The sequence below is a fragment of the Acidobacteriota bacterium genome (assembly GCA_003696075.1).
In the GTDB taxonomy this organism is placed as follows: Bacteria; Acidobacteriota; Polarisedimenticolia; order J045; family J045; genus J045.
Genome location: RFHH01000171.1, coordinates 1 through 17,497 on the forward strand (window position 1 = coordinate 1; position 17,497 = coordinate 17,497).

The 17,497-nt window shown below is 73.3% G+C and carries 10 protein-coding genes and 2 pseudogenes; 2 read left to right on the top strand and 10 right to left on the bottom strand.

Annotated elements, in window-relative coordinates; genetic code table 11:
• Positions 1–81 precede the first annotated feature (81 nt).
• The 6 genes from feoB to D6718_11495 form a co-directional block, all read right to left on the bottom strand.
• Entirely contained in the window at positions 82–2,040 is a 1,959-nt protein-coding gene (gene feoB, locus D6718_11470; GenBank protein RMG43735.1) for a ferrous iron transport protein B, read from the bottom strand.
• A gap of 73 nt (positions 2,041–2,113) precedes the next feature.
• A complete protein-coding gene (locus tag D6718_11475) occupies positions 2,114–2,413 on the bottom strand; it encodes a ferrous iron transport protein A (GenBank protein RMG43727.1) in 300 nt (99 codons plus the stop codon).
• A 2,369-nt stretch (positions 2,414–4,782) separates the two neighbouring features.
• On the bottom strand, positions 4,783–6,018 hold the full coding sequence (locus tag D6718_11480; GenBank protein ID RMG43728.1) for an anion permease: 1,236 nt from the start codon (positions 6,016–6,018) through the stop codon (positions 4,783–4,785).
• A gap of 9 nt (positions 6,019–6,027) precedes the next feature.
• Positions 6,028–6,705, bottom strand: a complete 678-nt coding sequence (locus D6718_11485) for a TIGR00153 family protein (protein ID RMG43729.1) — start codon at positions 6,703–6,705, stop codon at positions 6,028–6,030.
• A gap of 51 nt (positions 6,706–6,756) precedes the next feature.
• Positions 6,757–8,304 (bottom strand): ATP-binding protein, encoded by a 1,548-nt coding sequence (locus D6718_11490; protein RMG43730.1) that lies wholly within the window; start codon positions 8,302–8,304, stop codon positions 6,757–6,759.
• An 86-nt stretch (positions 8,305–8,390) separates the two neighbouring features.
• Positions 8,391–9,764, bottom strand: coding sequence for an MFS transporter (locus D6718_11495; GenBank protein ID RMG43731.1), 1,374 nt, complete (start codon positions 9,762–9,764; stop codon positions 8,391–8,393).
• A gap of 84 nt (positions 9,765–9,848) precedes the next feature.
• On the opposite strand from D6718_11495, the gene D6718_11500 reads away from it, so the two are divergent.
• Positions 9,849–10,805 (top strand): alcohol dehydrogenase, encoded by a 957-nt coding sequence (locus D6718_11500; protein ID RMG43732.1) that lies wholly within the window; start codon positions 9,849–9,851, stop codon positions 10,803–10,805.
• 18 nt (positions 10,806–10,823) lie between these two features.
• Here D6718_11500 and D6718_11505 read toward each other — a convergent pair whose 3' ends face one another.
• From D6718_11505 to D6718_11520, 4 genes and pseudogenes are all read right to left on the bottom strand, one after another.
• On the bottom strand, positions 10,824–11,795 hold the full coding sequence (locus D6718_11505; protein ID RMG43733.1) for a glycosyltransferase: 972 nt from the start codon (positions 11,793–11,795) through the stop codon (positions 10,824–10,826).
• The gene (locus tag D6718_11510) at positions 11,795–12,736 is read right to left on the bottom strand and encodes an FkbM family methyltransferase (GenBank protein RMG43734.1); all 942 of its coding nucleotides are present in this window, start codon (positions 12,734–12,736) and stop codon (positions 11,795–11,797) included. Before D6718_11510 ends, D6718_11505 begins: the two co-directional genes overlap by 1 nt.
• A gap of 1,360 nt (positions 12,737–14,096) precedes the next feature.
• Positions 14,097–14,501 (bottom strand): annotated as a pseudogene (locus tag D6718_11515) (hypothetical protein).
• A 150-nt stretch (positions 14,502–14,651) separates the two neighbouring features.
• Positions 14,652–15,932 (bottom strand): annotated as a pseudogene (locus D6718_11520) (carboxypeptidase regulatory-like domain-containing protein).
• Positions 15,933–16,146: 214 nt separating this feature from the next.
• On the opposite strand from D6718_11520, the gene D6718_11525 reads away from it, so the two are divergent.
• Complete coding sequence (locus tag D6718_11525) at positions 16,147–17,301, top strand: radical SAM protein (protein RMG43736.1); 1,155 nt, start codon at positions 16,147–16,149, stop codon at positions 17,299–17,301.
• The last annotated feature ends 196 nt before the right edge of the window (positions 17,302–17,497 follow it).

Here is a 17,497-nt window from a genome sequence, read left to right on the forward strand (position 1 = left end):
CGCGCCCCGCCGCGGCGGGACGGTCAGGAACCGTGCCAACCGGCGCCCGGCGGCGAAAACGCACCGCGAAGGAAGCACCTCTCAAAGGACGGAGGAGAGGAGCCGGTGGGCCGCAAATGCTCCCACGTAAGCCAGCACCGTCATGTACCCGAGCTGGAACAGCGGCCACCGCCAGGTCCCTGTTTCACGGCGGGTCGTCGCCAGCGTGGCGATGCACTGCATGGCGAGAACGTAGAAGACCAGAAGGCTCACGCAGGTCGCCGGATCGAACACCGGCGTGCCGTCGGCCCGGACGGCTCGGCGCAGCGTCGCGAACAGCGGCTCCGACGGCTCGTCTCCCGTGTCCCCGACGCCGTACACCACCGCGAGGGTGGAGATGATCACCTCCCGGGCGGCGAAGGAACTCAGGATGCCGATGCCGATCTGCCAGTCGAACCCCAGCGGAGCGATGGCCGGCTCGATCACGTGCCCGATCCGCCCGGCCAGCGAGTGGGTGAGCCGGTGGCGCTCCGCAAGGGCCCGAGCCCGCGCATCCAGTTCGCGCGCCGCCGCATCGTGTCCCGCCGCGGCCTCCTGGCGCGCCTCGGCCGTCAGCTCGCTCACCGCCGCCGGAGGGGCCGCCTTGGGATAACTGGCCAGGAACCAAAGCACGATGGACATCACCAGAATGATCGAGCCCGCGGTCCGCACGAAGACCCGAGCCCGGTCGAGCGTCGTCAGCAGCGCCGTCCGGATGCTCGGCAGCTTGTACCCCGGAAGCTCGAGCACGAGGGGCCGCGACCGCCCGGGCAGAATCGTCCGCCGGAACAGGAAGGCCATCGTCAGGGCCGCCGCGACCCCGAGTCCGTAGGCGCCGGTGAACACGAGCGAGGCCAGCAGCGGGCGGTGCGGGAAGAGCAGCCCGGTGAGCATCGTGTAGACGGGGATCCTCGCCGAACAGGTGAGCAGCGGCAGCACGAGAATCGTCACCAGGCGGTCACGCCGGTCGCGGATGATCCGTGTCGACATGATCGCCGGCACGGCGCACGCATGGGCGGAAAGCATCGGGACGAACGCCTTGCCCGGCAGACCGATGCGCCGCATCAGGCGGTCCATGACGAACGCCGCACGCGCGAGATATCCGGTGTCCTCCAGCAAGGATAGGAAGAAAAACAGAATGCAGATCTGCGGCAGGAACACCAGCACGCCGCCGACCCCGCCGATGACGCCGTCCACGACCAGGCTCCGGAGGTCTCCCGGCGGGAGCAGTCGGCCCACCGCGGCGCCGGCCGTGGCAAAGCCCTGCTCGATCCAGTCCATCGGATACTGGGCGAGCCAGAAGATCATCGCGAAGACGGCGATCATGACGGCGTGGAACGCCACCACCCCTACGACCGGATGGGTCAGGAACCGGTCGATGCGGTCCGTCTGCTCCCCCCGGGTGAGCGATCGGATCCCGCTGCACCGCCGCCCGACCTCCTCCGCCCAGTCGTAGCGAGCCTTGTAGGGGCAGCCGTGGCAGGCGCACAGCGCCTCGGGCGGAGCTGGGCGGCCGGCCCGCTCGGGATCCTCCGCCAGGCGGGCGAGCACCTGCTCGAGCTGCTCGATCCCCTGTCCGGTGCGCGCCACCACCGGGACGACGGGGCATCCCAGCTCGCGTTCCAGTCGTTCGGTGTCGACCTGGATCCCCTCGCGCCGGGCGAGATCGATCATGTTGAGCGCGACCACGGTCGGCCGCCCCAGCTCGAGGATCTGGCTCGCCAGGTAGAGATTGCGCTCGAGGTGGGTGGCATCGATCAGCAGCAGAATGGCGTCGGGACGCCGCAGCCCGTCGATCTCGCCGAACAGCGCCTGCCGCGCCACCTTCTCGTCGGGGTTGGAGGACTGGATCGAGTACAGGCCCGGCAGGTCGAGCAGCTCGACCGTCCGCCCGCCGAAAGTCCGCCGGGCGGTGCGGTGTTCGAGCGTGGTGCCGGGGAAGTTCGCCGTCTTGGCGCGCAGTCCCGTCAGGGCGTTGAAGAGCGTCGTCTTGCCCGCGTTGGGGTTGCCCACCAGCGCGATCGTGAACGGCGCGTCCTGCGCGGCCGGCCTCGGCCGCGGCAGCACGCGGCGCGGCGCGATCAGCCCGCGAGACCTACGCACCCGTCCCCTCCGGACCGGCCGGACAGGGCCGGGTGAGCACCAGTTCCGCGAGACGCGCCGACACCCCGAGTCGGGCACCGAGCACCTTGACGATCATCGGATCGCCCCGCCGGACGAGCATCACGCGACGCCCCTCGCACACGCCCATCGTCTTGAGTACTTCGACGTCGTCCGTCGCCGCCCGCACCTCGGCCACCACCGCGCAGGTGTCGAGCGGGAGTTCCGTCAGGGGGATCAGTCCGGCGTCCGCGGAGGCTTCCGCAGGAGCCGCACCGCTCGGGCGGTCGGGCATGGGGTCGTCCTGGCTCGCTGGATGCCATCGTAGCGCAAGAACGGCGAATCGGCCCCTCAATCGTGGGGTTTCGCAGTCGACAGCTCGCGCTCCCCTTCGTGCCTCCGGGCCGAATCGGCACCTCGAGTGGGGTTTCGCCGCTGATTGAGCCCGCGTCGCGCCGGACGAAGTCGCGATCAGGCGAACCGGCTCCGCCTCCCCCGGGAGCCCGAGGCGACGCTGCGGGCCGCTCCGCGGTTTTCCGGCCGAGCCCGTGGGGATTCGCCTCGAGCCCGCGGCGCCGGGCGGGGATCGGGACGGCAGCGTCCGGCCGCGCTCGAATCCCGCGCTCCGCCCGGGTCCACCGGCGCTTCTCGGCGGAAAGCGGACTCGCGAAGGCCCCCCGGCAAGCTTCCGGCTGCGGCGGACGAAACGACCTCGGTTGTCGCGAACCCGGCCCGCGAGGGCGGCACCGCGGCCGGCGAAGATGCCCGCGCGGACGGGGATTCCTTGGGCTTTCAGGTCCCGCGCCCAGCGTCCACGAGAAGCCGAGCGTGGCACCTCGATCAGGAGGGCAACCCCCCGGACCGTGCGGAACTCCGCACGGCCTCCACCAGGAGCGGCTCCCGGCGGCTCGACCCGTTGGACGGGTGCGCCCGACCGCGCGGACCGCGGCCTAGCCTCCACGGGAAGCCGAGCGTGGCACCTCGGTCAGGAGGGCAATCCCTCGGACCGTGCGGAACTCCGCACGGCATCCGCGAGGAGCTGCGCCCGCCAGATCAGCCCGACGGACGGGTGCGCCGGTGGATGCGGAACGGGTCCCGAGCGATCCGAGAACAGCCGGATTCGACGCGAACGGCGAAGCGGAAGGGCCGCCAGCCCGCGACGGCCGACGGGACGACGCAAGGGATGGGGAAAAGCAACATCGCGGATGGGGCCTCAAGCCGTGGGGGGTGCATCCGCAATGGTGCGTCGGGCCGCCGAACTCGCAGGATGAGGGGAGGTTGCGGCCGCGAGTGGATCGATGACGGGGATCGGGCCAAAGTGTCCGTCCTACATTGAGTTGCGCGGCGTTTCGCACCATCGAGGAAGCACCTCCGAAGCCGTCGGCGGTGCTTCCGCGACGGTGCGCGCCGCCGCCCAATCCCGTGAAAACCCGTAGCTTTCGCGCTCCCTCGCTCCTCGAGCGGCGAGTTCGGCCGGAACCTCGTAAGGCACAACGACTTGCAGCGGAAATCGCACCATCGCGGGTGCACCTCGCAACCCGCGCGAGGTGCATCCCCAATGGTGCGTTCTCCCGTCCAACTCGCCGAGCGATCGAGGGTTACCGTCTCGAACCGCTCGACGCACGGCGGAGCGGGCACGAGTGTCGCTGCGCCACCGAGTTCGCGAGCGCCGCGCACCATCGAGGGTGCACCTTGCAAGCCATGGCGCGCGAGAGGCTCCGTTTCGATCGGCGGCGAGCCCCTATCCCGATGGTGCGTTTTCTTCCCCGGCCGGACGAGCCCTCCGAGTTTGCGGCCCCGAACCGATCCCGCCGTCCGAAATCGCGCTGAGATGGCGCCCTTCACGGAGTCGGCCGGCGTTGCGCACCGTCCGGGGTGCACCTCCGACGGGCCGCCGCGGACAGGACAGGCGGCGCTCGGCACCCCGCCCCGCCTCCCCCACTCGGATCGGGCCTCCGCCGGGGGCTCCCCCGCGCTCTCGCCCGTCCGGGGGGCCCCTCCTTTTCCGAGCTACACCCTCGGCGGTGGGTTTGCGGAACCGACTCCGCAGAGAGCGAGAGGTGCATCCCGGGCCGGTGCGTTTTCGCACCGAGGCCGTCGGGCGACCGGAGGATGGGAGGTGCATCCCCAATGGTGCGTTTTCGCATCCAAGCCGCTGATCGCTATGAGGTTGCGGTCCCGATCGGCTCGGTGCCGGCGATGTCGGGCCAATTCTTTGTCCGCCAACGAGTTGCACGCGATTTCGCACCATCGAGGGTGCACCTCCCGGAGGATGCGGCCCCGGGTGGCCGCGAGACGTCCGGCGGCTCGTTGTCCGGCTCGTTGAGCGACCGCAGGTCGCGGCCTCGGACGGCCCCGTGGCCGCGAGATCGGCCGAAACCTCGATCCGCCGTCGAGCTGCGAAGCGACCCGCACCATTGAGGGTGCACTTCCCCGAAAACGGGGACTTCGCCGGGAAACCACCGTCCGGATCCGGCCGTCCACTGCAGCTTTCGAGCTCTCGACAAAAAAGATCGCTATTCAGCCCCCGGGATGCACCAGCCGCGTTTTGCCGGGGGGTGGATCGCGGCGGGAACGCGCCCTGCCGCCCTCCGCGCGCTCACCCGCACTGAAGGAAGGCACCCCGGTCCGCGGGAAGGTTGCGCCCGCGGGGCGGCCGGCGCTTCAGAGAACCGCCCGCAGCAGGGTCACCAGCAGGGCCGAGAGCAGGAACGAGGCGGGCAGGGTGACGATCCAGGCCCCGAAGATGTCGCGGACCACGCGCCGATCCAGCGCGGCGAGCCCCCTGGCCAGCCCCACACCGATGACCGAGCCGACGAGGGTGTGCGTCGTCGAGATCGGAATGCCGGCCTTCGAGCAGACCAGGACGGTGGTGGCCGCGGCGAATTCGGCGCAGAAGCCGCGCGACGGGGTCAGTGCGGTGATCTTCCGCCCGATCGTATCCATCACCTTGTAGCCCCACGTCGCGAGGCCGACGACGATCCCCGCTCCGCCCAGGGTCAGGATCCACAGCGGCACCGGCGCCTTCGCCGCCACTCCGCCGGAGACGTACGCGCTCCAAACGCCGGCCACCGGCCCCACCGCGTTCGCGACGTCGTTCGCCCCGTGGGCGAACGCCACGTAGCAGGCGGTGGCGATCTGGAGGCCCCTGAACTGCCGCTCGATGTAGCCGAACCGGCTCGGGGTGCGGTTCCGCTTCAAGGGATGGCGCCAAGAGACCAGGGTCGTCGCCAGGCCGAACAGCAAGGCCACCCCCCCGGCAAGGGCGGAAGCTCTCCCGATGGGCAGATCGAGGTGTAGGTTTTTCAGGCCCTTGTAGACCACCGACAGAGCCAGGACGAAGGCCACCACCGCCACCATCACCGGCGCCAACCGGCGCGTCCTCATCCGCGGTGTGCGGCTGTTGATGATCCAGCGGAGGATCCCGCGGAACAGGACGAAGGCGATCGCACCGCCGAGCAGGGGCGAAGCGATCCAGGTGACCCCGATCCACCCGAGGCGGACCCAGTCGACCCCCGCCAATCCCGCCACGGCCACGCCGCCACCCGCGACGGCTCCGACGATCGAGTGCGTGGTCGACACCGGCCACCCTCTCCAGGTCGCCAGCTGGAGCCAGAGACCGGCGGCGAGGAGCGCCCCGACCATCACCGCCATGAAGGCTCCCGCATCGGGCATCCGCTCCACGTCGACGATCCCCTTCTTCACCGTCTCCGAGACGTGCGTCCCGACGAAGACCGATCCGGCGAACTCGAAGACGGCGGCGACCGCGATCGCCTGGCCGAGCGTCAACGCGTGCGAGCCGACCGACGTCCCCATCGCGTTGGCGACGTCGTTGGCGCCGATGTTCCACGCCATGTACAGGCCGAACAGCAGGCCGAGGACGAGCAGCGCGGTGAGCATCGGTGAGCCTCAGCGAGAGATCATCAGGCGGATCTGGTCCCCGATCGCCTCCGAGGCGTTCGCGAGGTCCCCGACCAGCTCGAGGATCTTCTGCCAGAGCAGCAGCCCCACCACCCCCAGCTCCTGCTCCGCTCCATACAGCGCGCGCGCCAGCTCGTAGATCGCCTTGTCGACCTCGTGCTCTTCGCGCCCCACCCTCTGGATCAGCTCGATGACCTTCTCCGCCTCGGGGCCGCCGAAGGAGGCCGCGAGCAGCTCGTCGAGCTGGCCGATGATCTCCTGGGCCGTCGCGCAGGCCACCTCGGTCTTGTCAAGCACGAGCCTGAAGCCGGCGTGGAACTGCTCCGGGAGCGTCAGGTCCGCCCGGAGCGTCGCCACGATGACGAGATCCTCGCAGAGGTCGGCGAGCCGGTCTTGCTGGTGGAGGAGCGAGAGCAGATCCCGCCGGTCGACCGGCATGAAGTACGAGATCGGGAGGTGGTCGCGGATGTCGTTCTTGACCAGATCGGCCTCGTGCTCCAGCTTCATGATCGCCTTGCGCAGCTCCCGCGCCCGCTCCCGGTCCCCGGCGAGCAGGGCCTCGAAGAAGGGGCGGAGCTGGTCCAAGGTGGCGCGGACCTTCTCCATGTGCTGCTGCAGGGGTCCGAACGGACTGCGGCCGAACAGGCGGGCGAGCGGCTGGACCATGGGACCTCCCGGGCGGGGCGGCAGTCTACACGAAACGGGCCCGGGCGGGTGTCATGGCAGCGGGACGACCGACCGGTCCAGCGTTCGGTAGGCGACGGCCTCGGCGATGTCGGCCGCGTCCACCAGGTCCCGTCCGGCGAGATCGGCCACGGTGCGGGCCACCTTCAGGCAGCGGTCGTGGGCCCGCGCCGACAGCCGGAGGCGCTCCATGGCTGCGGTGAGCGCCTTCCGGGCCGCCCCCGTCATCGGGCACGCGGCCGCGAGATCTCGCGCCGGGAGGGCGGCGTTCCAGAGCACCCCGAAGCGCCGGTTCCGCTCGAGCTGCCGGCCGCGCGCCGCCACCACCCGCGCGCGCACCGCGGCGGAGTCCTCCCCACCCCGCGATGCGGCGAGCTCGGCGGCGGAAAGGGCGCGCAGTTCGACATGGATGTCGATCCGGTCCAGCAGGGGACCGGAGATCCGGCCCCGATACCGGTCGACCATCGCCGGGGTGCAGCGGCACTCGCGCAGCGACGAGCCGTGCCAACCGCAGGGGCACGGGTTCATCGCGGCGGCGAGCAGGAACCGGGCGGGGAACCGCGCCGGCCCGCATGCGCGGACGATCGTCACCTCGCCGTCCTCGAGCGGCTGGCGCAGCAGCTCGAGGACGTGGCGCGGGAACTCGGGAAGTTCGTCGAGGAACAGCACGCCGTGCGTGGCCAGCGACACCTCGCCGGGACGCGGCGGCGCCCCGCCGCCCACCAGTCCCGCGGCGGAGATGCTGTGGTGCGGGGCCCGGAAGGGCCGCTCCCGAACCAGTCCGCCCCCGGCCGGCCGGAGGCCGGCCGCGGAGTGCACGCGGGTCACCTCCAGGGCCTCCTCCCGCGTCAGCGGCGGCAGGATCGTCGGCAGCCGCCGCGCCAGCAGGGTCTTTCCCGATCCGGGCGGTCCGATCATCAGCAGGTTGTGCCCCCCGGCCGCCGCCACCTCCAGCGCCCGGCGCGCGGCGCGCTGCCCCTTCACCTCGGACAGATCGACGCGGGGCGGTCCGCCGGCGCGGGGAGCTGGCGGCCAGGGGGCCGCCCGATCACGGCCCAGGAGCAACCCGACCGCCTGCGCCAGGCTCCGGACCGCCTGCACGTCGATGCCGCCGACCTCGGCCGCTTCCCGCGCCGCCTCCGGCGGGACGAGCAGCCGGGCGAACCCTGCAGCCCGGGCGGCGATGGCGGCGGAGAGCGTCCCGTGGGCCGGACGCAGCGATCCGTCCAGACCGACCTCGGCGTAGGCGAGCGTGTCGCCGAGTTGTTCCGCGAGACGGTGGACGTGCAGGGACGCGATCGCGAGGCACATCGGCAGGTCGAGCCCCGTCCCCGCCTTCGGAACCCCGGCGGGGGCGAGGTTGATGATCACGCCCTGCTCGGCCGGCCCCCGCCACAGCCCCTGGGCCCGAAGCGCCACGCGCAGCCGATCGCGTGCCTCGCGGATCTCCCCGCCCGCCTGGCCGAGGACGGCCGCCCGCGGAATGCCGGAGGCACGCGCCGCCTGGACCTCCACCGGCACCGCCTCGATTCCGTAAAGAGCCGCTCCGAACGAGCGCGCGAGCTGGACCGCGTCGGACACCGGGCCTCCCCGGCGAGGCTAGCGGAGCGGGAGCGCGCGCCTCCCCCCGCCGCGCCCCGCGCCTCCCGCCTGCGGGAAGGCACGCCTCACTCCCGCGCGGCGCCGGAGCCGAGGGGGCTCGTCCGGCCCGCCCGCTCGCGGCCGAGGTCGAGCGGCCACCGGGAGGTCGCCGCGAGCCAGACCAGGCAGGGGACCACCAGCGAAAGCGCGAGAATTCGGGCGAGCAGGCGAAGATCGGCGGCCGCCGACTCGGCCAGGCGCCCGTAGACGAAGGTCGCCGCGGAGATCGCCATCGTCGCCAGACCCAGGTCGGTCGACATGACGCGCCCGAGGAATCGGTCGGGGACCATCTTCTGCAGCATCACGGTGCTGTACACCCAGATCGCGCTGCCGCCGAAGTGCGCGGCCGTCACCGCCAGCGCCGCCGCCCACGGGCTTCGCACCGACGCGAAGACGGAATACCAGAAGGCGGCCCACAGGAACGCTCCGGCGATCAGCCGCCGCAGGCGCTCCGGCGTTTCGGCCGCCGCCAGCCGGCGGGCGATCACGGGTCCGATCCCCGTCCCCACCGCACGGGCGAAGTAGAGCAGCGCGATGCCGAGGTCGGGCCGCCCCGCGATCGGATAGACGCGCTCGCCGAAGAGGGTGAGCAGGAGCGTGATCGCCCCCGCGATGCCCCACCCCGATTTGAGCAACAGGACGGTCGCCACCGAGGGGCGGGAGACGATGAACCCGATCCCCTCGGCGAGGTCGCGCAGGCCGGTCACGGTGCGCCAGTCGATCGGCCCGGCGGCGCGGCGGCGGCGCGGTAGCTCGATGCGGTAGACCAGCAGGGCCGAAACGACGTACGTGGCGGCGTCGATCGCCAGCGCCGCCCTCCACCCGAGGCGGTCGGTCACCACCCCGCCGGCCAGCGATCCGGCGGCGAAGACCGCCGACCACGCGATCGCCCCCAGCGCGTTCGCCGCCGTCAGGTGGCGCTCGGGGACGAGCTGTGGAATCGCGGCCGACCGGGCCGGCTCGAAGAAGGCCGATCCGACGACCTGGAGTGCGACAAGGGTGTAGACGTAGGCGAGCGGCCAGGGAACCACCGGTGCAGCGAGGAGAGCGAGCACCAGAGCGGTGCGCGCGAGATCGCTCGCGATCATGACCGCCCGCCGGCTGAACCGGTCGGCGACCACGCCGGCGATCGGTCCGGCGAGGAACAGCGGGAGCAATTTCAGGATCAGCAGGCCGGCGAGCGCGCGCGGATCGCTTCCCCTCACCTCGCGCAGCAGGGCGAACAGGGCGAGCAGCGCCATCCAGTCGCCGGCGAGGCTGATCACGCGCGCGCTGAACAGCAGGCGGAAGCCGCGGTGCTCGCGGAGAATCGCGAGGTAGCCGGAGCCGCCCGCCCTCCCTGCCGGATGCTCGCTCAACGCTCCCCCGGCGCCGCGCCACCCCGCCGCGGCCGGCGCCATTCTCGCGAGCGGCCGGCGGGGCCGCCAGCCGCGGGGTGCGCGCCGCTCGCCGGCAGCGGTGCCGGCGCCGGATAATCGGACGCGATGCTCGGACTCGTCTTCGACGGACGGCGCGCGCTCCTGCGGAGCGACCTTCCGGAGCCGCAACCGCGTGACGGCTGGGCGGTGCTGCGCGTGCGCCTCGCCGGGATCTGCCGCACCGACCTGGAGATCACGCGCGGCTACATGGCGCACCGCGGCGTGCTCGGCCACGAGTTCGTCGGGGAGGTGGCCGCCTGCAGCGACCGCACCTGGATCGGCCGGCGCGTCGTGGGGGAGATCAACGCCGCCTGCGGCCGGTGCGCAACGTGCCGCGCCGGACTCCCGCGGCACTGCCCGGAGCGGCGCGTCCTCGGGATCGATCGGCTCGACGGCTGCCTGGCCGAACTCTGCACGCTCCCCGTCGCGAACCTCCACCCCGTGCCGGACGCGATCCCCGACGAGAGGGCGGTGTTCACCGAGCCGCTCGCGGCGGCGTACGAGATCCTCGAGCAGGTCGCCGTGGGGCGGGAAGACCGGGTCGTCGTCCTCGGCGACGGCAAGCTCGGCATCCTCTGCGCCTGGGTCCTCGCCACCGCCTCGCGGCGAGTGACGCTCGCCGGCCATCACCCGGCCAAGCTCGCCGCCGCCGCCTGGGGCGGCGTGGAAACGGTCGCACCCCCCGCCGCTCCCGCGGCCGGCGCGGATCTCGTCGTGGAGGCGACCGGAGCCCCCGGCGGGCTGGAGCAGGCGGCCCGGCTGTGCCGCCCGCGCGGGACGGTGGTTCTCAAGTCCACGCTCGCCGGAGGCTCCCCGGTCGACCTCGCCCCGCTGGTCGTGAACGAGATCACCGTCGTCGGCTCGCGGTGCGGGCCGTTCGAGCGGGCGCTGGAGGGGCTCGAGCGCCACCGCTTCCCCGTCGAGCGGCTGATCGCCGCCCGGTACCCGCTGTCGCGCGCCACCGAGGCGCTCGCCCGGGCGGCGGAACCCGGTGTGCTCAAGGTCCTCGTCGAGGCCGGGTGACGGGGCGGCGCGCGCCGGTCACGCCGGCGCGCCGCGCTTCCAGCCGCGCAGCCGGTCCTCCAGGCGCCGCCAGGCACCGTAGCTCCCGGGCGCGACGAAGCTCCAGAGGAGGTACCGGAGGGCCCGCAGGTCGGCGGGACGCCGGCGGAGCACGGCGCGGAAATGCGCGCGGGCCTCCGCGAGCCCCTCTCGGCTCCTCTCGCAGTCCGCCAGCGCCGCCCGTCCCGCCCGCATGTGCTGCGAGAGGAGAGCGTCTTCGAGCACGCGGGCGTGCTCGCGCGCGAACTCCGGCTCGGCCGCGGCGAACTTCTCCAGGATCGCGATCCAGCAGCCGGCATCGCGCGCCACGTTCCGGCTGATGTTCCCCGGATGGTGGCGGTAGCAAAGCAGCGGCTCCGGGAGCATCGCGATCGGCCCGGCGCGGCGCGTCAGGCGCAACCACAGGTCGACGTCCTCGGCCGAGCGAAGGCTCTCGTCGAAGCCGCCCAGCTCGAAAAACAGATCGCGCTCGACGAGGATGCTGCACCCGTTGATCGACCCCTTGTCGCGGGTGAGCACGTCGAGGGTGTCGATCAGCTCCCCGGGGCCGGCGTTCGCGATGACGCGGCTCGTCTTCTTCCCCTCCCAGGTGCACACGCGCGCCGCGGTGGTCCAGGCGGAGGCCTCCCGGCGCCGCGCCGCGTAGGCCATCAGCCGCTCCAGGCGCTGCGGTTCCCACCAGTCGTCCGAGTCGAGGAAGGCGAGCCACCGCCCCCGGGCGATCCGCGCGCCGTGGTTCCTCGCCGCCGCCTGCCCGGCGTTCTCGCGCCGCACGTAGCGGATCCGGCCCCTCAGCGGGGCGAGCGCATCGGCGGTCCCGTCGGTCGAGCCGTCGTCGATAACGATCGTCTCGTCCGGCGGGCGCGTCTGCTCCAGGACGCTCTCGACCGCGCGCACGGCGAAGCGGGCGCGGTTGTAGGTCGGGATCACGACCGAGACGGTCTCGGACATCAGTCGGCCCGCCCCGCGAAGAGCATGAAGGCCGGTGGCCCGGGCGGCTCGTGCTCCACCGTGAAACCCGCCGACTCGAGGCGGGCCCGCAGCTCGCCGAAGCGCTCCAAGGGCAGGTCGGGAGGTGCCACGTGCACCTCGACGGCGAGCCGCCGGACACGGCGGAGAGCATCCGGGGAAGCGGCCAGGAGGAAGTCGTACTCCGCACCCTCGGCGTCGATCTTCATCAGATCGCAGCGGCCGCCGGGAAGGCGTTCGAGCAGATCGGCCATCGCGACCGTCCGGACGCGCACGGTCCCGTCCCCGCCGTACCGCCCGCGGGCGTATGCCCGGCTGGTCGAATGGCACACCGACACGGCGCTGAGGTGAAGCTCCACCGTATCGCCCGTCCGCGCGCCCGCCGCGAGAGGAACGATCTCGACGCGATCCGCGATGCCCTGCCGCGCGAACAGCGCCGCTGCGCGCTCCCGGTTCGCCGGCACCGGTTCGACGAAGAGCACCCGTTCGGCCCGGCCGGCCACGGCCGAGGTGAACAGGCCGACGTTTCCACCGACGTCGACGACGGCGCCGAGGTGGCCCGGCAGCTCCGAGAGCCTGTAGGCATCGCGCCGGAAGATCTCCCAGAAGACGGCGAGATCCATCCCGGCCGCCTCGAACTCGAACGGCCGGCCGCGCCAGGTCAGCCGCAGGAAGCGACCATCGGTTTCGACGCTCTCCGGATCGACGTCATCCTCCAGGAGGTGGCTCAGCGCCGCCCAGACCTCCTCTCGCCGGGGGAAGACGAGCCGGCCCCCGCGGCGGAAGTCGAGCGCGAGCGGTCCCGTGCGCGTCCTGCTGGCCCGCGTGGCGAACGCCAGCGTCGTGTGGGCGCCGAGCGGCCTCCGGAAGATGCGCCGGGCGCGCGCGTAGCGCCTGGGATCGAGCAGCCGGGCGAGGTTCATCGCATCTCCGCGGGCCGGGGCGGAGGATAGCGCAGCGAAGCGCCGGCCCTCACCAGGCGACGGCCGTGGCGCCCGGCGCGACCGCCACCGGATCGCGCGGTGCGCCGCCGACCGTGACCGTGTAGGTCCCCGGGGGCAGCCCGTCGAAGACCCAGGCCGGACCGATGTCGGGCAGCTCGACCGCGTGCGGCTCGGTGTCGGGTTGGGCGGGCACGCGCCGGAACAGCTCCGCCCAGTCGGTTCCCGCCTCGTCCCGCACCTGCGGCGCCGGCGCGTCGAGGGAGGACACCGGCACGACGAGCCGGCCGCCCTTCTCGGGGCGCAGCGTGACTTCCGTCACCTCCCCGGCCTTCACCTCCACCTCGGCGCGCGCCGTGCCGTAACCGGGAAGGCGGAACAGCACGGTCGCCGGACCGGGCTCGAGTCCCCGGCAGGTGCCCTCGCCCGCGACCCACGTCACATCGATCATGCCGGACGCGATACAGGTGAACGTCCCGATCGCGCCGGGCGGCTCGGAGACGAGCCGCGCGTGGATCGTCCCCGTCGTCGCCTCCGGCTCGAGCTTCACCTCGATGGCGTTCTCGCCGGCGTCGAGTTCGACGTCGAGATGGGCCGGCCGGTGTTCGTCGGCGGTGACCAGAAGGTCGTACGCACCGGTCTGGGCGACGGTGACCCGGGCGCGCCCGTCCGGGCCGGTGCGCCCTTCCCCCCCGCCGCAGCTGCTCAGGTCCGCCTCGAAGCCGATCCCCGCCGCCGAGAAGGAGGCGAAGCCGGCGTGCGCGCATCCTCCGGACGCATCGGCACGGCTGAGCGAAACGCCCGCACCCGGGATCGGCTCGCCGCTCTTGCCGTCGAGGACGGTGACGGACGCGACGACCGGGACGAGGTCGAGTTCGACCTCCACGCGCTCCTCGCCGGCGATGTTCAACAGGCGTTCGGCCCGGGCGGCGTGCGACTGGGCGGCCAGGATGTAGGCTCCCGGGCTCAGCCCCTCGAACCGGAAGGTCCCGTCCGCGTCGGTCACCGTGACATCGGCGATGTCCAGACCGCGATCGCTCATGCGCCCGAGCGCCACGCTGACCCTCGGCGCGGGCAGCCCCTGCGACCGAACGATCCCGGCCACCGCGCCGCCGGTCCCCAGCTCCACCTCCACGGTCCGGCCCGCCACCAGGACCACCGGGCGCTCGGGGCCGGGAACGAGGGCGGCCGTTCCCGGACCGGGGGCCAGATCGGCGAACTCGAGCTGAGCGCGCCCCCCCGCCGGCACGGTGCGTCCCACACCCGCGCCGTCGACGACCCGGACGGCGGCAGTCGCTTCGGCGCCCGGCGGGAGGTGGACGCGGAGCGCGGCCGGTTCGGTCAGCCGCAACTCCACCGATTCGGCCGCCTCCGCGCCGACGGGCGCCGCCTCCGCCGCCGGGCCGTAGCCGGGAGCGGTGGCGACGAGCCGCTCGCCGGGCTTCGCCGCGGCCCGCAGCTCGAAGCTCCCGTCGGGTCCGCTGGCCGTCTCCGCCGGGGGAGGTCCCGCGGCCCCGCCCAGCAGGCTCGCCAGCGACCACGACGGAACGAGAACGACCCGGGCGCCGGCCACCGGCTCCCCGTCGGGATCGACCACCCTCCCGCGCAGAGCCGGGGCGGGCTCGAGCTCCAGCAGGACCTCCTCGCGGCGTTCGCCGGGGGCGAGCTCGAGCGTCAGCGGAGACGAGGGTCGGAAGCCGTCGGCTCGCGCCACGAGATCCACGGAACCGGGCTCGAGACCGATCAGCTCGAAGCGTCCTTCCTCGTCCGTCTCGGCCATCCGGCCGAAATAAGGGGTCGAGGTGCGCAGGAGCGCCCCGGGGATCGGCTCGCCCCACGGCGTGACCACGCGCCCGGCGATCGACGCTCCGGGGCGCAGCACGATCTCGAGAGGCTCGCCCGTGAGGCGGTGCGTCGCCGCGGCCCGCGCGAAGCCGGCCGCGCCGACCTCGACCTCGGCGATCCCTCCGTCCGGGAGCCCCGTCAGCCGGACGCGACCGTCGGCGCCGGTCGTTCCCGAAACGGCGACGATGATCCCGGACCGGCCGCGGGCGCTGACCTTCGCGCCGGGAACCGGATGCCCGGCCTCGTCGAAGACGGCCACCTCGAGCACCGCACCCGTGTCGGCGACGATCTCCCCGAGATCGACCGTCCGCCCCGGTGCCGGCGCCGGCTCGTGACGCGTCACCGGAAGGGCGGAATCCGGCAGCAGTTGGATCTCGAAACGCCGCGCGCGGAACGGGCCGAGCTCGAACGCGCCGTCGTCGCCGGTTTTTCCCTCGAGCTCGCCGCCCAGCAGCTCCGCGAGCCACCGCGCGTCGGGGTCGTCCGGCTCGATCCGCACCGTCGCCGCCAGCGGCGAGCCATCGCGCGTGACGAGACGCCCGCGCACGCGCACCGGACGTTCGGGAACGAGCGTCACCGGCGGCGGGGTTCCGCCGCGCACGACGACGGCCGCGACGCCGTGCGGATCGTTCCAGTCGCCGGCCGCGATCAACGTCTCGACCGGAGGATCGACGTGAAGCGTGAACCGGCCGTCCTTGCCGGTCCGGGTCTCCTCCGGCTCAGCCGGCCCGCATCGCCAGCCCGACGAGCCGCCGGAAGCGGGCCGCGACCATCTGGGGTCGGCCGGACGGCCCCCCCGGGCGCGGACGCGGACGCCGGCCAGGGGCCGCCCGTCGCGATCGGCGACCCTCCCGGCGACCGGCCGGGGAGCGCGCCACACGGCGGCCACCCGGGCCCGTCCCGCCGGCAGCGGGCCGAGATCGGCGCTGCAGCGCCAGTCCTCTCCTCCCCGCGTCACTTCGAGCCGGTACCTGCCGGCGGGCACCGGAGGCAACTCGTAGGCGGGCGGGTGTCCCGGCTCCGTTTCGCGGCCCTCGGCCTCGGCCAGCGGCTTCGCCTCCCCGCCCCGGGCGAGCAGGCGCACGCGGCAACCGGCGCACGGGTCGCCCACGATGGCGCCGGCGAGAACCAGCCCGCGCTCGAGGCGGCAGATCGCGCCGGTTTCGGTGAAGACCGCCTTCGATTCCAGAAAACCCTCCGCCGAGCAGACCGCCGCCCGGCACCCGGCGTCGAGCCACGCCCGGCCGTCCTCGCCGGCGGTGGCGACGAGTCCCTCGGGAGCGGTGCAGGCGACCGCCGCACCCGGAACCGGCGCCCCGGAGGTGTCGCGCACCTCGACCGGGACCGCCGCTGCCGCGAGCGCCGACGCGCCGGAGAGGGCGAGCGCGGCCGCCCACGCGGAGAGGACGCGGAGACGCTTCATGCCGGCCGCATTGTACTCGGAAGGGCCCGAACCGGCGTGCGGGATCCCCGCTCCGGAGGAGCGGCCGGCCCTCGCGTGCGAAACTGGCCCGGCACGGGGGCTCGCGAAGGCGGGGATCCAGGCGATGGGCGGAGCGATCACGATCGGCGAGTGGATCTTCTCGGCGAAGCCGCACTCCACCGCGATCAGCCCCGACCGCACCACCGTGTGGTCGTTCGATCTCGAGGGGCGGCCGATCTCCTGGTTCGAGGGAGAGCTCACCTACAAGCGATCGCTCGCGTCCGCCGTCCACGCCCGGTCGCGGCGCGGAGGAACCCGGCGGCGGTGGATCGTGCCGCCGGAGGAGGCGCGGGCCCTGTTCGCGCGCATCCTCGAGGGAGTCGCGCGGGCGCCGCGCGCGGAGCTTCCGCGCCGGCTGAGCGAGCGGATCGACCTCATCCTGAGCTGGACGCCCGACCGGCTGCTCGCGGAGAAGGAACGCTTCGACCGGGCCTACGAGCCGATCACGATCCTGCCGCCCGACCAGTACCTGTCGATCGTCGTCCAGGCCACGCGCGGGTGCACCTGGAATCGGTGCACCTTCTGCAGCTTCTACCAGGACCGGCCGTTCGCCGTGCGCACTCCGGAGGAGTTCGCGCGGCATCTCGACGCGGTGCGCGATCTGCTCGGCCGGGGGGCGGCGCTGCGGCGCGGGCTCTTCCTCGCCGACGGCAACGCGCTGGTGCTGGCGCGATCGAGACTGCTGCCGCTGGTGCGCGCCGCGCGCGACGCGTTTCCCGGGCGGCCGATCGCCGGCTTCGTCGACGTCTTCTCCGGCGAGCGAAAGCCGGAGGAGGAGTGGCGCGAGCTGCGCGACGAGGGCCTCGCGCGGGCCGCGATCGGGATCGAGACCGGCCACGATCCGCTGCTCGCCTGGCTCGACAAGCCGGGGAGCGCCGGGGAAGCGCTGCGCTTCACCGAAACGCTGGCGCGAGCCGGAATCGGTCTCTCGCTGATCTTCATGTGCGGGGTCGGAGGCGACAGGTTCGCCGGCGCGCACCTGCGCGACAGCCTCGCGCTGATCGAACGGCTCCCGCTCCGGCCCGGCGACATCGTCTACCTGTCGCCGTTCGTCGAGCACCCCGGATCGGAATACGCCCGGCGCGCCCGGGCGGAGGGGATCCGCCCGCTTCCGCCCGCGGAGATCGAGGCGCAGATGTCGGCCCTGCGGGAGGGCGTCCGGCGCCGGCACCCGCAGGTGCGGGTCGCGCCGTACGACATCAGGGAGTTCGTCTACTGACGCTCGCGCGCGTCGAGGACGATCACCGCCCGGCCGCCCGGAACGCGGCGCCGGACCGGCCTCGTGCCCCCCGGAAGAAAGCTCGAGACGAAGCGAAACGGAAGGCGCCGGCCGGCCAAACACCGCAGGGGGCTTCCGACCGGCGCGCGCCGGCGCCGAGGGCGAGCGACGACGGACGGGTTTTTCGGCCCGGTCC

Coding starts and splice junctions, on each gene's coding strand:
- D6718_11505 (RMG43733.1), bottom strand. CDS start 11,795: ATGTCCGAGACCGTCTCGGTCGTGATCCCGACCTACAACCGCGCCCGC.
- D6718_11475 (RMG43727.1), bottom strand. CDS start 2,413: ATGCCCGACCGCCCGAGCGGTGCGGCTCCTGCGGAAGCCTCCGCGGAC.
- D6718_11495 (RMG43731.1), bottom strand. CDS start 9,764: ATGGCGCCGGCCGCGGCGGGGTGGCGCGGCGCCGGGGGAGCGTTGAGC.
- D6718_11480 (RMG43728.1), bottom strand. CDS start 6,018: ATGCTCACCGCGCTGCTCGTCCTCGGCCTGCTGTTCGGCCTGTACATG.
- D6718_11510 (RMG43734.1), bottom strand. CDS start 12,736: ATGAACCTCGCCCGGCTGCTCGATCCCAGGCGCTACGCGCGCGCCCGG.
- D6718_11525 (RMG43736.1), top strand. CDS start 16,147: ATGGGCGGAGCGATCACGATCGGCGAGTGGATCTTCTCGGCGAAGCCG.
- D6718_11485 (RMG43729.1), bottom strand. CDS start 6,705: ATGGTCCAGCCGCTCGCCCGCCTGTTCGGCCGCAGTCCGTTCGGACCC.
- D6718_11500 (RMG43732.1), top strand. CDS start 9,849: ATGCTCGGACTCGTCTTCGACGGACGGCGCGCGCTCCTGCGGAGCGAC.